A 14,401-nucleotide genomic window follows, 5' to 3' on the forward strand; every position below is an offset into this window, starting at 1 on the left:
TTCATGCTTGTCATTAATGGGAAGTCGTTTGGATCGCGTTTGATGGTTGGTACGGGGAAGTATGCGGATTTTAAGGTGCAAAAAGAGGCTGTTGCAGCGTCGGGCTCGGAGATTTTGACGTTTTCGGTCGCGAGGATGCACGTTGCGGATGCGAGTCAGCCAAACTTTTTGGAGGAAATTGATGTGGGTCGCTATTCGCTATTGCCAAATACGGCTGGAGCGAAGACGGCAGAGGAGGCGGTGCGTATTGCGAAGCTTGCTCGTTCATCTGGTTTATGCGACATGATTAAGGTGGAGGTTATTGGTTGTCAAAAGACGCTGTTGCCGGATCCGATTGAGACACTGCGCGCGTCTGAGGAGCTTGTGAAGGAGGGCTTTACGGTACTTCCATACACGTCGGATGATGTACTACTTGCGAGACGTCTCGAAGAGGTTGGCGTGCATGCAGTTATGCCTGGTGCGTCCCCGATAGGGTCAGGACAGGGGATCGTCAATCCATTGTCGCTTCGGTTAATCATCGAGCAGGCATCGGTTCCGGTTATTATCGATGCAGGACTCGGATCACCGGCGGATGTGGTAGAAGCGATGGAGCTAGGAGCAGACGGTGTGCTTCTTAATACGGCGATTGCTGGCGCAGACGATCCAGTAAAGATGGCGCGTGCCATGGCGCTCGCGACAGAAGCGGGTCGACTAGGCTTTGAAGCTGGTCGCATTGCTAAAAAGCCATACGCCACAGCAAGTAGCCCACAGGAGGGTCTCGGGTGAATCGATACTCTAGACATGAGCTTTTTTCAGGAATAGGAAAGAAGGGGCAGAAGCGTATTCGGGATGGACACGTGTTGATCCTTGGACTTGGAGCGCTTGGCGCAAGCTCTTCCGAGATGCTGACACGAGCAGGCGTTGGGCGCCTTACGCTTATTGATCGCGACTACGTAGATTGGACGAACCTTCAGCGTCAGCGCTTGTACACGGAAGCTGATGCAACGGCCCGCATGCCAAAGGCGGCGATCGCAAAAGATCGCCTTGAAGCGATCAACAAGGAGGTTGCCATCACTGCGCACGTGATGGATGCGACGGCGGAGGAGCTAGAGCGTTTAATTTTAGCTAGCGATATTGACGTCATCGTTGATGCGACAGATAATTTCGATGCACGCATGATGGTGAATGACCTTTCGTTAAAGCATGATGTGCCATGGATTTACGGCGCCTGTATCGGAAGCTATGGGATGTCGTATACGTTTTTGCCGGGTCAGGGTGGGCCATGCCTCACCTGCTTACTAGACGAGTTGCCTACCGGCGGTCCTACGTGCGACACGGCAGGCATCATTGCGCCAGCCGTAGAGATTGTCGTCGCGCATCAGGTAACGAACGTACTCAAGCTACTGACTGGTGCAACGGACGTCTTAGCCGACTCACTTATGACGTGCGACCTGTGGCAAAACAACTATCGCACCATGTCGATGCATAGCTTTAAGCGCGCCGACTGTCCGAGCTGTGGCGAAGTGCCAACCTATCCTTATTTGCTTCGCGAAAATCATACCGAGGCTGCGGTACTATGTGGACGGGACAGCGTCCAATTGCGTCCGCCCACTAAACGAGAGGTTGCCCTCTCGGAGGTAGCGAGATCATTACCATTTGATCACGTGCTTCGTAATGAGTACTTGCTTTCGTTTGAGGTCGAAGAGAAGCGAGTGGTGCTATTTAAGGATGGTCGAGCGATGGTTCACGGGACGGCTGATGTGACAGAGGCGAAAGCGGTTTACTATCGGTATTTTGGATAAGCGACTAGTGCGAGTTAATCAAGAGCCAACTAGCTTAGAGCGTGCTGATGAAGTGCCAACTAATTTAGAGCATGTTACCCAAAAGCCAACTAGTTAAGAGCAGCTCTTCGAGCTTTTTTAGAGGGAGGAGCAGTCAGCCCGCCAGGCACCCTTCGACATCCGTGGGTTCGGCGCTCGAGCCTCCTCGACATGCAGGGATCGGCTATCGCCTTACCCTAAACGCATGGCTGTGGGGTCTCGAGCGCCTCAACTCCCCACGGATTGTCTACGGATGCCTTCTGGGACTGCCTGCTCTTGAGCTTCTAGGTGGAGAAGCGTTTCATTTGTGGCATACTTTTTTAATGGCGAACGTCTCTTTTCTTTTTGTCATCTAGTTCTTCCCTTAATTGGCGAAGGTGGTGGATCACTTCGTCCGTTTGGGTTACTTGATTTTCTAAAAACGTCTTGATTCTGAAAAGTAGGATGAATAGCAGAACAATTGGTAGCAGCAATAGAATATATACGATGAGAGATACTATGTTTATCATGATTAGGACTTCCCTCCTTATATCTCCATTTATGTATACTTCATCATAATTTTGCTTTACCATAGAGGGAAAAGGTCGGAGTATGAGCGAAGCACGTGTTAGGAGGACCTCACATGATGAACAGAAGAACGCTTGCGATGGTGGTATATGTGTTAGGGTTAATCATCGTTATTTCAAATAACTATTACCAAACGTTTGTCGGAGATATTCTGATGACGGTGAGTGTTATAGCTGCGGCTATTACGGTGATAGGTGGACTATACTACTTGATTAAGTTTGCGATCTTACTACGCTTTTCTAAAAATAAGAATCTGAATCAGTAGAATTAGTCTCTACTTGCTTTTCATTTCAGAAAAATGATTGCATGTAAAAAGCGATATCTAACAGCTACCTTCGTCTGTTAGATATCGCTTTTTTATTTAACGTTCGTTGTATAAGATACATCGTTTTTTCTTGTAAAGGCGCTACTAAACGTCTTATAGCATGAAAAAGAAGACTGATTACGCTGATTGTGAGCAACATACTGAAGGCACATTCTACGCTTTGCATACTTTCACTCCTTGTTATCATGTAGACTTTGGTATTTTAATGGTAACATACATAGACGCTCATGATAACGTTAGCGTTTTCTTTCTATTATCAAGCGTTTATACTTGAGGGAGTATGAAAGGAGTGGCTTAGAATGAGTCCAACGGTATTTACCATTTTACTTGTTGTCGTGTTTTTTGCATGTAACTTTTTATTTAGCTTTTTTAATAAATCGGCGACTCGCCGTTTAAAGGATAGCAAACTCGGTATAGTGAGCGCAGTTGTAGGATATATGGCTATTTTTATTGGTGGGAGTGTAGCGTTATACCAAGGGTTTGAACCAGGTGAAGACGCTCTACCACCAGGTGTCTTAACGTTACTTGTGGCATTTGTGCTTGCCTTACAAACTGCACTTGATTACCTATTTATCAAAAAAGATGCACGCAAACTAGCTGTAGGTGGCGTCGGAATAGTATTAATAGCCATACTTTATGCCTTTAGCTAGGGCATTATATTCTCTATAACAGAAAGAAGCTAAGTGATAACAAGCAGTTATCACTTAGCTTCTTTTATTACTCTAAAAAAAGGGAAAGGAGGCAGACTCGGAAAACGTCCGAAGACAATTCGTAGGATAAGGCAGGGGCTAAGACCACACAGGGCTGCGTTAAGGATGAGGCGGAAGCCGAATCCTGCAGACCGAGTAGGCTTAGACACTGACCCTACGAATGTCGTAGGATGTTTGGAGAGCTGACTCCTTTTCCTTAATACTACTAAACAACATCTTTAAACTAGTTAGCAATTAGGCAATAAGCAGCTCGAAGAGCTGAACAAAACTAGTTAGCACTTAATCAATTAACAGCTCGAAGAGCTGTAAAAAACATCATTCAAACACACTCGCAACTTCTTTCACCATCTCCGACACCGAACGCAACCCACCGCTAGATAAATACCAGTACTCAGGATTCAAGTACATCACATTACCTTCTGTTGCAGCAGTTGTCTGTCCAACAATATCATTATCAAGCGTTGCCTGACCGTCTACTTCGCCACCATCACTTACTACGGCTCCACGGTCAATGACAAACAGGTAGTCTGGGTTTGTTTCTAAAACATACTCAAAGGAGACGTTTTGACCGTGACGTGTCGAGTTATCGATCGTCTCATCAGCTACGCCAACGCCAAAGTCGTCGTGAATTAATCCGAAGCGAGAGCCAGTTCCATAAGCGCTAAGCTCGCCTTCGTTCGTTAATAAAATCAGTCCGTTGCCTTCTTCGCCAGAAGCTACGCTTTGAAGGGCTTCAATCTCTTCTTCAATTGTAGCAAGCTGTTCAGCGGCTTCCTCCTCTTTGCCGAAAATCTCTCCTAAAAGCATCGTATTGTGTTCAAAGGATTCTACGTAATTTTCTGTGTCGAGGCCTAGGAAAACGGTTGGAGCAATGTCTGATAGTTCATCATAGGCTTCGGCTGCACGGCCAGAGATTAAAATCAGGTCTGGATCCATGTCAAAGATCGCTTCGAAGTTTGGCTCAAATAGAGTGCCGGCATTCTGGTACGTATCGGATTCGAATTCGTTTAAGTAGCTTGGGATATTGCCTTGTGGGACGGCGATTGGATCGACCCCAAGCTCTCTCATCGTATCAAGCACCCCGTAGTCAAAGACGACGACCTTCTCTGGATTCGTGGGCACAGTCGTTTCACCTAAATCGTGCTCGACAACAAGCTCCGTAGGTTCCTCTTCCGTTGTGTTTGCTTCGTTGCTTGTTGCTTCCGTTTGGTTTACTTCATTCGTAGTATTTCCTTCTGAAGCGTTGCTAGACGCCTCCTCATTACCGCAGGCTGCAAGTAAAATAGCGAGTGTGCTCATACCTAATAGTGTTTTTTTCATGATAAATCCATCCCTTCGTTTTTAAGAAAAATAGACGCAGATGCGCTGATTGTTAATGTCTTGAATGTGGAAATCAATATCGTAAATCTTTTGCAGAACGTTTTGCTGAATAATGTCGCACTTCGGACCTTCTTGAACGATTTCGCCATCCTTCATCGCGACGATAAAGTCGGAGTAGCAGGAGGCGAAGTTAATATCGTGAAGAACTAACACGACGGTTTTCCCAAGGTCATCCGTTAAATCGCGTAAGACCTTCATCATTTGCACGGAGTGCTTCATATCTAAATTATTCAGCGGCTCGTCGAGCAAAATATAGTCGGTGTCCTGTGCTAGCACCATAGCGATAAAAGCGCGTTGACGCTGACCGCCACTGAGCGTATCTATAAATTTGTCCTGCATGTCCGTAAGCTCCATATAAGCAATGGCTTGATCAACGTGCTCCCAGTCCTCTTTCGTTAAGCGTCCCTGCGAGTAGGGGAACCGACCAAATGAGACGAGGTCTCTGATGGAGAGTCTCACATTCATAAAATTAGACTGACGGAGAATCGCCACTTTTTTAGCGAGGTCGCGATCCCTAAAGCTTTTAATGTCTTGCCCATCAATGTGGACATCGCCTTCATCGCGCAGAATGAGCCGGCTGACCATCGATAATAGCGTGCTTTTCCCAGCTCCGTTGGGACCGATAAATGACGTGATAGCCCCTTTTTTTATCGTGACAGAAACATCGTTGACGACCGTTTTCTCTCCATAGCGTTTGACTAGCTTGCGAGCAACTACCATGATTTTCTCCCCCCTAAAAGTAGATAAAGAAAGTAAATTCCTCCGATAAAGTTGACGATGACGCTCAGAGTCGTCTGGAACGTAAACACGTGGACGACGATCATTTGACCACCCACAAGCGCAATGATTCCGACGAGCATACTCGCAGGCAGTAGCCACTTGTGCTGATAAGTCTTCATGAATTCATAGGTGACGTTAGCAACGAGGAGCCCAAGGAACGTAATCGGACCGACGAGAGCCGTAGCTAGAGAAATTAAAATCGCGACAAGGATCAAGAGGCGGCGCACGATTTTGGTATACGGAACGCCGAGATTGATCGCGTGATCCTTGCCGAGCGCGAGTACGTCTAAATAGTGCATGTAGCGAAAGCCGATGAGGCTAAGGAGTGCAAATAGGACGGTGGCAACGAGAAGTAGCTCCGTATTCACTTGGTTAAAGCTCGCAAACATTCTGCTCTGAATCGTTTGGAACTCGTTTGGATCAATCAACACCTGCATGAATGTGGTGAGACTGGAGAAAAACGTTCCGAGCACGAGTCCAATGAGCAGAAGGAAATAGAGTTGATTGCCTTCGCTTTTAAATAAAATCTGATAAAAAACAAACGAGAAGCCCACCATGATCGTGGCAGTTAAAAAGAAATTGATATTAGCTTGAATAACGATGACGCTCATGGAACCAAAGGTAAAAATAACAAAGGTCTGAATGAGCATGTAGAGCGAGTCGAGCCCGATAATACTTGGTGTTAAAATACGGTTATTTGTGATGGTTTGAAAGACTACTGTTGCATAGGAAATGGCAGCACCTGTGATAATGATGGCTAGTAAGCTTTTGCCGCGTCTCGGTAAAATGTATTCCCAGTTGCTATTTGAGTCGATTGTTAAGAAAAGAATAGACAACAAGATAGCTAGACCACTTAACATCCATAATTTAGCTCGCATGCTGTCGCCTCCTTAGCAGTAAGTAAAGAAATAACCCACTACCTATGACGCCGACTGTCATGCCAATTGGAATTTCATACGGATAAATAATGAGCCGACCGAAAATATCACAAATCAGAACAAAAACAGCTCCGGCTATAGCAGTATAAGGCAAATTTTTCTTCAAATTGTCTCCAAGAAAGATGGTGACAAGGTTTGGTACAACAAGACCTAAAAATGGAATCATTCCGACTGTTAGTACGACAGTGGCTGTTACTACTGCAACTAAGATGAGCCCTGTGTTCACGACGGTTTTATAGGAGACACCAAGATTCTTGGCAAAATCCTCGCCCATCCCAGCCACGGTGAACCGGTTAGCAAATATGTAGCACAGAATCACGAGCGGCAAAACAAGATAGAGCATTTCGTAAGAGCCAGTGATGACCGTGGAAAAGTTACCTTGTAGCCACGCAGTCATATTTTGAATGAGATCTCGCTGATAGGCGAAGAAGGTTGTGATAGAGCCAATAATGCTCCCAAACATGAGTCCAACTAGAGGAATAAATATAGGATCCTTCATCTTTATCCTGTTTAAAATTTGCATGAACAAAAGCGTTCCAGCAATAGCAAACAGCATGGATAGGGAGATGCGAAAGAGGGGATGCGCCCCAGCAAAAAAGATCATCGATATGAGAATTCCAAGTCGAGCCGAGTCCATCGTCCCAGCGGTCGTAGGTGAAACAAACTTATTCTGTGTGAGCTGTTGCATGATGAGACCTGCGATGCTCATTCCAACTCCGGCAAGTAAAATCGAGAGTAGTCGAGGCACTCGACTCGTCCACAGGATTTGTTGTTGCGCTTCGGTCAGTTGGAATAAATCGGCCGGCGAAAGGCTGCTCACTCCCACAAATAGCGAGGCAAACGCCAGCACCAGGAGCCCGCATAGTGATAAAAAGAGCTTCATTGCATTCCTCCTGGGTAGAAAATAGAGTGATGGTGTTAGTGCGTGTATGTTGTTGATAATGAGATTCATTCTCATTTGGTGGTTCGATTCTCATTATAGCACCCCTAATTGAGAATGCAAGGGTAGTTGTAATTTTTTTGTTAAAGGCTACTTTGCAACTAGAAAAGAGCAGAAAAGGAGAATAAAGAGCCGGTTGGGAGAGAAAGTAGAGGGGATAATTGAGTGGGTAGTACCTTTTTAGATGTGTGGTGACTGGAATGGGGGAGGGTTATGCTCCTTAAAGTGTCTATATGTGCCTGATGTAGTTTTTATGTTCCGCACTGGAGTTTTATGTGCTTTATGAGAAGTTTATGTTCCTAATTTGAAAGTTATGGACTTCGTGCTGGATCCAAGCAACGTTATGTTCCGCATTAGAGATTTATGTGCTTTATTAGAAATTTATGTGCCCCATTTGGAAGTTATGGACTTTGTGCTGGATCCAAGCAACGTTATGTTCCGCATTGGAGTTTTATGTGCTTTATTAAAAGTTTATGTTCCTAATTTGAAAGTTATGGACTTCGTGTTAGATCGCAGCATCGTTATGTTCCGCATCACCGTTTTATGTGCCTTATAAGAAATTTATGTTCCTGATTACAGAGTTATGGACTTTAACCCTGCTGGACCTATTGTAAAACGTCTACATAAAATTTTTTAGAAACAACTAACCTTCTTTTTAAGAAACGACATAATTCGACACGTTAAAAAGCTCTTTGTATAGTTCAAATATACTATGATCCCCCACAAATTTAAAAAACACACCTAGTACAACTTCCCAAAAGAACCTTTGTAAAATGGAGCCTCTAAATACGCGCTATTCCTCAATCAACGTACATCCGATGCGTGTTAAATTGCGCGTTTTCTTATTAAAACCGTCAGTTATTACCTAAAGCATTCTAAAATGGATAAACATACCTTCCTTAATAGACAGATAAATGAAGTGATCATAAGCTTAGGTTACTAATAAAAAGCCATACTCTAACAAAAAAATAATCATTTAATCCTAAAAATAAATGTGTAAATTTGTCGAAATGTATCACTTTTATTTTCTTTTCGTTGTATATTATCGTTATACAAGAAAAAAGGAGGTTGAGAAGCATGGTTAATAAGCTTAGACCCACGTTGCTTATCTTTTTATTAGTCGGATTTTTAGTTGGGCACCTCGTTCTAAATAGTGAATTCTTGTATGTGCAAATTGCTATTATCATTCTTGCATCCTTACTAATGGTCTTTTTATCGACTGCAATGAATTTCGTTGTTGTTCTGTCCGCCTCGCTCTTATATGGATTTTACTTAACGGGCATCGCATTTTTTCAAAATGCATTTGATGCTGTCCAGTATCAATATATTGGTGCGCACCTTTTATTAGTTGGCGCGCTACTCTCGATTTGGCTTTTATTAAATGAGGTGAAAGTCCTTCAGCAGGATCGGGACAAACTTACGAAAGAAGTAAACCGTCTGAGAAAGCAGGACGATTCGAATCTTTCGTTAACGTACGACGAATTTATGTATGTTGGAAAGTCAATTGAAGTAAGTATGAGAAGGAGGAGAGAAATAGGAATTCTCATGTATGTACAAATTAATGACACGGTAAATAGTAAAGTAGAATCTGCGTTTCACCATCATCTGCTTACAATTTGCTTGAATGCCATTCGAGAGAACTACGATATTTTAATGTCACCAACGTCGCGTGAGGTTATTATCCTTCTTCAGCACACTACGCAAGAAGGGGCAACCGTCGTTAAAAACCGTATTGAATCAAAAATGTCCGAGGCCTTTTCTTACCGAGGCGCACCAATCAGCGTGGAGATGCGAGAAGTGGGTGATTTGGAGCAAGCGATGGATTCGATCCATCATTTACGCCGAAACGAGGTGTCATAACGATGAATATCGTCTTACTTATTATCATGTCGTTCTTTTGGATTTTATTATTTTTCTATTCTGTGCTAACGATTGCTGGCATTTATTTTCGCGTGAAGCGTAAGAATGAGAAGCCCTATGAGGGGGACTATCCTTCTGTATCGATCATGATACCAGCGCACAATGAGGGTGTTGTGATGAACGACACGCTACATGCCATGAGTCGCTTAGAGTATCCGGGGGACCTGCAAATATACTTACTCAACGATAATTCGACGGACGAAACGGGGGACATCGGACGCGCATTTGCGAGTACCTTTCAGCACATGCACTGTATTTCCGTTCCTCCAGGTAATCCAAAAGGGAAATCACGTGTATTAAACTTCGGCCTATCTTTTATTAAGTCGGAGTATTTTCTTATTTATGACGCGGATAATCAGCCGGAGCCGGATGCAGTCAGAAGACTTGTAGAAGCTTCGGAGTCAACGGAGCACGCGGTTGGTGCAGTTGGCTATGTAAAGACCCGCAACGCCGATCAAAATTTACTCACTCGCATGATTGCACTTGAGTTCCAAGTGTTCCAGCTCCTTATGCAGTGTGGTCGCTGGCAGCTGATGAAGCTCGGCTCATTAGCCGGTACGAATATGCTCCTAAAAAAGAGTGTCATCATGGAGCTTGGTGGCTATGACGTTCACGCATTAGCGGAGGACGCAGAGCTCACGATTCGCCTTACAGCCAAGGGCTACCTCCTTCCCGTTGTACCCGAATCGCGCACGTGGGAGCAGGAGCCAGAGAATCTAAAAACACTTATCAAGCAACGGACGCGCTGGCTGATTGGCAACATCTATTTGTTAGAAAAAGTGGTGGCAGACCGCAACTTTTGGAAAAGCCGTTCCTTCCATCATGCGTTGCAGCACGTAACGGTTTACTTATTGTTTGCCTTTTTACTACTCGTCTCCCACATCTTCTTTGTCCTCAGCGTGTTTGGACTCCTGACACCAGTTTATGCTGCACCGATCCTCATGTTTTGGTTTATGAGCTACTTTGTTTACACGTCTCAGTTGATGGGTGCGATCGTCGTTGATAAAAATATAACTCCCCTTAACCTAGGGGTAGCGCTAATCATGTATTTTACGTACGCACAATTATTTGTTGTTTTACTCACAAGAAGCTTTTTCATCTACGTGTATAAGCGCGTGATTAAGCGAGAGATTATCGGATGGGACAAAACCGTTCGCTTTAGGAATCGACCATCATGAGAAAATATCTACTCATTTTTCTTCTAGCTGTAGTGGTCGTTGCTTTGATCTTTGCGAGATCGGAGGAGGATATGGAGTCGTATGAGGTACTTGCGATGGTGGATGATGCATATACGGATGACGCCGGCCGGATCCGGGCATACGGGGACGATGCGGATACGACGTACTTATCAGAGACGGTGGGACTCTACTTAGAGTTTTTGGCAAGGGAAGGGGAGGAGGAGCGCTTTAGGGAGCAAGTAATGGTCTTGGAGCGAGACTTTATCCGAACTACGGCGGATGGGGCGTTTATCCTGTGGGAGCTTGGAGCTGCGAATCAGGTAAACGCGTTGATTGATGATGTCCGAATTGTCGAGGCGCTTGAAGCGGGTGCGATAGCTTTTGAAGAACCGCGGTTCCAAGAGCTTGCTGACGAGTTGCGTCAGTCGGTTCAGGGTACGATGGTTGAAGATGGAATGGTATATGACTTTTATGATTGGGAGCTTGGGCTTCGCAGTCAAACCTTTCATTTGAAGTATGGCGTATCGAGCTACACAGAGGGCTGGGGGCTTGCAGATCAGACGTCCATTTACGAGGAGGCTACTTCTACACCATTCTTTGATGAGGTATATGAGGAGGAGCGCGGCGTATATCCAGCAGGAGACGTCGTACACCTCGTGGACCAGCTATTAATTGCGATGGAGGCAGAGCGCTTGGGTGTATCGAGTGAGTTCTCTACGTGGCTTTTACAAGAATGGCGTGAAGGAATGATTTATGGGCAATATGACCGAGAAACGAGGCAGCCGGTCGTCAATCATGAGAGTGCGGCTGTGTATGGATTAGCCTCACGCTATATGAGTCAACTTGGGGAAGCAACGATTGCTCACGACATGCACATTCGGGCAGTTGAACTAGTAGAAGCAACGTCACCTGAAGATGTTCATTTCTTCGATTTGATTTTTTCTGTGAAAAGTGAATAAATGAGTCTTTTGTCATAGTTAAAATGTGTGGACGAATGAGAAATAGCAGAATATAATGAGGACAATAGCATCATGCTAGAAAAAGGCAAACCTCGCCGAAAGGGAGGGACGCAAAGCCATGAGCCTACGTGCGATTCGCATACGGTCGTCAGGTTGCCTAGGCCTCTTATTTAGAGAGCCAAAGGCTTATCTGAATAAGGGGAGAGATCATCATGAGAAAGCTAGTTATGTCCTTTTTAGCGGTGGTATGTATGGTATCTATGTTTGCAGGAAGTGTCCAAGCATCGTCAAATGAAACAACAGCAACGTGGCTATGGGATCCAGCGCTACTTGTACGTGAGGAAGCAAACGTCCTAGCGTTTATGGAGCAAAAGGGGATCAATAAAGTATACGTGCAAATTGATGCAAGCTTTGGACAGCAGGTATATAGAAGTTTTATTTCAAAAGCGGGAGCGAAGGGCATTCAAGTCTATGCGCTAGACGGTGCTCCAGCCTGGGCGACTAGAGGTGGACGCGCGCCGATGGTAGCCATGCTTGATTGGGTTAAAAAATATCAGGCTAGTGCGAAAGCGGACGAAAAGTTTGCTGGGGTTCACTTAGATGTAGAACCTTATATTCACCCACACTGGGTCAGCAAGCAGCGAGAAATCATCACAAATTATCAAAAATTATTGCTAGATGCAAAGGCGCTAGCAAAACAAATAGATCTTCCACTTGAAGCGGATATTCCGTTTTGGTTTGACGAAATTAATTATCGTACTACGTACGGTAGAGGGAACTTAGCGGAATGGGTCATTGCTAACACGGACGGCGCTACGATCATGGCTTACCGCGACACAGCAGCATTGATCTATGCATTCTCTAAGCAGGAGCTCGATTACGCGACTAAGTACGGCAAAAAGCTGAGCATAGGAGTCGAGACGATGTGGTCAGCAGAAGGTAATCAAGTGTCCTTTTCGGAGGAAGGCGAAGCATACATGCACGGTGAGCTACAAAAAGTGCGCGAGCAAGCAGTAACTTCTCCTGGCTTTGGTGGGTTTGCTATTCATCATTTTGATAGCTGGAGAAACATGAAGCAGTAAGTGTAGAGCTAGTATCGGTTAGATAGTTCATATTTCAAGATGGGGAGCGAGGGAAAAACTCGCTCCTTTTTGCGTTGCGAGATGGTTTTAGCTGGATGCGGTTTGCTTCTCACAGATTACCGACTACTTTTTTGCGGCATACTTGAACTAACTACCGTGCTGTTACTATCCCGTTCCGCGTTACTTCTGGCAATTTGCGACCTACTTCTTTCACAGCATACATCCCCCACAATTGTAAAACTTTGTACAATGTTTCACGTGAAAAAATACACATGAGCAGATTACTCGCAATAAAAATTTAATCGTACTAAACTAAAAAATAGTTCGATCAAGGAGGAGATACACATGAGAAAATTTCTAGAACCTTTCACATTAAAGAATGGCGCAACACTCAAAAATAGAATTATGCTAGCACCAATGACTAACTTTTCGTCTGACGAAAAGGGTAACTCAACACCGGAGGAAATCGAGTATTATCGCGTACGCTCACAAGGTGTCGGTACTGTTATCACGGCAGTAGCGAACGTAATTGAGGGTGGTAAAGGCTTCCCAGGCGAAATCGGTATTTTTAACGATGAACAGATTCCAAGCTTAAAGAAGCTTGCTGACACAATTAAAGCCGAAGGCGCAAAAGCGATCATCCAGATTTTCCACGCTGGACGTATGGCGCCTCCAAATCTACTCCCGGATAACCAGCCAACTAGCGCAAGTGCTGTCGCACCAGAGCGCGAAGGTGCAGTGACCCCTCGCGAGCTAACAGGCGAAGAGGTAGATGAGATTGTGCAAGCGTTCGGTGACGCAACTCGCCGCGCGATCGAAGCAGGCTTTGACGGCGTAGAAATTCACGGTGCGAACACGTACCTCATTCAGCAGTTCTTCTCTCCACACTCTAACCGTCGTACGGACAAATGGGGTGGCGATGTGAACGAACGCATGAGCTTCCCACTCGCGGTTATTGATTCTGTTAACGAAGCGGCGAAGCATGCAGACGAGGAGTTCATCGTCGGATACCGTCTGTCTCCAGAGGAGCGTGAGAATCCTGGTATCACAATGGAAGACACGCTTCAGTTTGTTAACACGCTTAAAAAGCAGGACCTAGATTACCTGCATATCTCTGTACAGGACTTCTTTGCTGGATCGATGCGCGATGAGAGCGACACTCGTTCACGCGTGCAACTTATCCAAGACGAAGTGGGTAGCGAGATCCCAGTTGTCGGCGTTGGTTCACTTCACACACCAGATGACGTCGAGAAGGCGATGGAAGGTGGCACGCCACTTATCGCTCTAGGACGCGAGCTTATCGTCGAGCCTGAGTGGATCCAAAAGGTGGAGCAAAATCGCGAGAGCGAGATTCGCGTAGACCTCTCTGTCGATGATCGAGAAACATTGGTCGTACCTCAGCCACTATGGGATGCAATTATCAACACACCTGGCTGGTTCCCAGTCCGCGAGCATGCAAACAAATAAGAAATTTTGATAGGCGCTCCGCTATTTAGCGGGGCGTTTTTTTATGTATGTAAAAGAGCAGAGTTAGCGGAATAGCGAGTCAAAGTCCATAAAACTGAAATGGGAAACATAAACTGAGGATAAGGCACATAACTAGGTACATTTCTGGCACGAAGTCCATAAAATTGAAATGCGGAACATAAATCCAGGATAAGGCACATAAATTCCAAATCCGGCACATAACTAGTTGCAGTTCTGGCACGAAGTCCATATCTCTGTAATGCGGAACATAACATCAGGATAAGGCACATAAATTCTGAATAAGGAACATAACTCCGACATACAGAACATAACCCACACACCCCTCTCAAAAAAGC

Annotated in this window: 14 protein-coding genes and 1 riboswitch; of the genes, 9 read left to right on the forward strand and 5 right to left on the reverse strand. The window is 45.1% G+C overall.

Annotated elements, in window-relative coordinates; genetic code table 11:
* Positions 1 to 3: 3 nt before the first annotated feature.
* On the forward strand, positions 4 to 765 hold the full coding sequence (locus FLK61_RS01805) for a thiazole synthase (RefSeq protein ID WP_176007842.1): 762 nt from the start codon (positions 4 to 6) through the stop codon (positions 763 to 765).
* Positions 762 to 1,781 carry a ThiF family adenylyltransferase gene (locus tag FLK61_RS01810; RefSeq protein ID WP_176007843.1) on the forward strand — a complete coding sequence of 340 codons (1,020 nt, stop codon included), beginning with the start codon at positions 762 to 764 and terminating at the stop codon, positions 1,779 to 1,781. Before FLK61_RS01805 ends, FLK61_RS01810 begins: the two co-directional genes overlap by 4 nt.
* Positions 1,782 to 2,119: 338 nt before the next feature.
* On the opposite strand, the gene FLK61_RS01815 is transcribed toward FLK61_RS01810, so the two are convergent.
* Positions 2,120 to 2,308, reverse strand: a complete 189-nt coding sequence (locus tag FLK61_RS01815) for a hypothetical protein (protein ID WP_176007844.1) — start codon at positions 2,306 to 2,308, stop codon at positions 2,120 to 2,122.
* A 113-nt stretch (positions 2,309 to 2,421) separates the two neighbouring features.
* Here FLK61_RS01815 and FLK61_RS01820 point away from each other — a divergent pair, with 113 nt between their 5' ends.
* Together FLK61_RS01820 and FLK61_RS01825 are read left to right on the forward strand one after the other, a co-directional pair.
* Positions 2,422 to 2,631, forward strand: a complete 210-nt coding sequence (locus tag FLK61_RS01820) for a hypothetical protein (protein ID WP_176007845.1) — start codon at positions 2,422 to 2,424, stop codon at positions 2,629 to 2,631.
* 359 nt (positions 2,632 to 2,990) lie between these two features.
* Positions 2,991 to 3,341: a hypothetical protein gene (locus FLK61_RS01825; protein WP_176007846.1), complete on the forward strand. Its 351-nt coding sequence runs from the start codon at positions 2,991 to 2,993 to the stop codon at positions 3,339 to 3,341.
* Between the two features lie 375 nt (positions 3,342 to 3,716).
* On the opposite strand, the gene FLK61_RS01830 is transcribed toward FLK61_RS01825, so the two are convergent.
* From FLK61_RS01830 to FLK61_RS01845, 4 genes are read right to left on the reverse strand one after another with little or no spacing between them, the layout of a single operon-like run.
* Entirely contained in the window at positions 3,717 to 4,721 is a 1,005-nt protein-coding gene (locus tag FLK61_RS01830; RefSeq protein ID WP_176007847.1) for a siderophore ABC transporter substrate-binding protein, read from the reverse strand.
* Between the two features lie 21 nt (positions 4,722 to 4,742).
* The gene (locus FLK61_RS01835; protein WP_176007848.1) at positions 4,743 to 5,501 is read right to left on the reverse strand and encodes an iron ABC transporter ATP-binding protein; all 759 of its coding nucleotides are present in this window, start codon (positions 5,499 to 5,501) and stop codon (positions 4,743 to 4,745) included.
* Positions 5,495 to 6,439 carry an iron chelate uptake ABC transporter family permease subunit gene (locus FLK61_RS01840; protein WP_176007849.1) on the reverse strand — a complete coding sequence of 315 codons (945 nt, stop codon included), beginning with the start codon at positions 6,437 to 6,439 and terminating at the stop codon, positions 5,495 to 5,497. Before FLK61_RS01840 ends, FLK61_RS01835 begins: the two co-directional genes overlap by 7 nt.
* A complete protein-coding gene (locus tag FLK61_RS01845; RefSeq protein ID WP_176007850.1) occupies positions 6,429 to 7,382 on the reverse strand; it encodes an ABC transporter permease in 954 nt (317 codons plus the stop codon). Before FLK61_RS01845 ends, FLK61_RS01840 begins: the two co-directional genes overlap by 11 nt.
* A 1,134-nt stretch (positions 7,383 to 8,516) precedes the next feature.
* Between FLK61_RS01845 and FLK61_RS01850 the strand changes: the two genes are divergently transcribed.
* The 5 genes from FLK61_RS01850 to FLK61_RS01870 all read left to right on the forward strand — a co-directional run bounded on the left by FLK61_RS01850 (position 8,517) and on the right by FLK61_RS01870 (position 14,045).
* Entirely contained in the window at positions 8,517 to 9,299 is a 783-nt protein-coding gene (locus FLK61_RS01850) for a hypothetical protein (protein WP_176007851.1), read from the forward strand.
* Between the two features lie 2 nt (positions 9,300 to 9,301).
* Positions 9,302 to 10,537, forward strand: a complete 1,236-nt coding sequence (locus FLK61_RS01855; protein ID WP_176007852.1) for a glycosyltransferase family 2 protein — start codon at positions 9,302 to 9,304, stop codon at positions 10,535 to 10,537.
* On the forward strand, positions 10,534 to 11,496 hold the full coding sequence (locus FLK61_RS01860) for a hypothetical protein (RefSeq protein ID WP_176007853.1): 963 nt from the start codon (positions 10,534 to 10,536) through the stop codon (positions 11,494 to 11,496). Before FLK61_RS01855 ends, FLK61_RS01860 begins: the two co-directional genes overlap by 4 nt.
* A 74-nt stretch (positions 11,497 to 11,570) precedes the next feature.
* Positions 11,571 to 11,657, forward strand: a riboswitch (cyclic di-GMP riboswitch).
* A 51-nt stretch (positions 11,658 to 11,708) separates the two neighbouring features.
* Positions 11,709 to 12,578, forward strand: coding sequence for an amidase (locus FLK61_RS01865; protein WP_176007854.1), 870 nt, complete (start codon positions 11,709 to 11,711; stop codon positions 12,576 to 12,578).
* Between the two features lie 345 nt (positions 12,579 to 12,923).
* A complete protein-coding gene (locus FLK61_RS01870; protein ID WP_176007855.1) occupies positions 12,924 to 14,045 on the forward strand; it encodes an NADH-dependent flavin oxidoreductase in 1,122 nt (373 codons plus the stop codon).
* The last annotated feature ends 356 nt before the right edge of the window (positions 14,046 to 14,401 follow it).

This window comes from Paenalkalicoccus suaedae (assembly GCF_006965545.2).
Classification (GTDB): domain Bacteria; phylum Bacillota; class Bacilli; order Bacillales; family Salisediminibacteriaceae; genus Paenalkalicoccus; species Paenalkalicoccus suaedae.

Bases quoted from the DNA above. Each gene is read 5' to 3' on its own strand.
- FLK61_RS01805 (WP_176007842.1), top strand. From the start codon at position 4: ATGCTTGTCATTAATGGGAAGTCGTTTGGATCGCGTTTGATGGTTGGT.
- FLK61_RS01840 (WP_176007849.1), bottom strand. From the start codon at position 6,439: ATGCGAGCTAAATTATGGATGTTAAGTGGTCTAGCTATCTTGTTGTCT.
- FLK61_RS01855 (WP_176007852.1), top strand. From the start codon at position 9,302: ATGAATATCGTCTTACTTATTATCATGTCGTTCTTTTGGATTTTATTA.
- FLK61_RS01850 (WP_176007851.1), top strand. From the start codon at position 8,517: ATGGTTAATAAGCTTAGACCCACGTTGCTTATCTTTTTATTAGTCGGA.
- FLK61_RS01860 (WP_176007853.1), top strand. From the start codon at position 10,534: ATGAGAAAATATCTACTCATTTTTCTTCTAGCTGTAGTGGTCGTTGCT.
- FLK61_RS01845 (WP_176007850.1), bottom strand. From the start codon at position 7,382: ATGAAGCTCTTTTTATCACTATGCGGGCTCCTGGTGCTGGCGTTTGCC.
- FLK61_RS01815 (WP_176007844.1), bottom strand. From the start codon at position 2,308: ATGATAAACATAGTATCTCTCATCGTATATATTCTATTGCTGCTACCA.
- FLK61_RS01870 (WP_176007855.1), top strand. From the start codon at position 12,924: ATGAGAAAATTTCTAGAACCTTTCACATTAAAGAATGGCGCAACACTC.
- FLK61_RS01825 (WP_176007846.1), top strand. From the start codon at position 2,991: ATGAGTCCAACGGTATTTACCATTTTACTTGTTGTCGTGTTTTTTGCA.
- FLK61_RS01830 (WP_176007847.1), bottom strand. From the start codon at position 4,721: ATGAAAAAAACACTATTAGGTATGAGCACACTCGCTATTTTACTTGCA.
- FLK61_RS01820 (WP_176007845.1), top strand. From the start codon at position 2,422: ATGATGAACAGAAGAACGCTTGCGATGGTGGTATATGTGTTAGGGTTA.
- FLK61_RS01865 (WP_176007854.1), top strand. From the start codon at position 11,709: ATGAGAAAGCTAGTTATGTCCTTTTTAGCGGTGGTATGTATGGTATCT.
- FLK61_RS01835 (WP_176007848.1), bottom strand. From the start codon at position 5,501: ATGGTAGTTGCTCGCAAGCTAGTCAAACGCTATGGAGAGAAAACGGTC.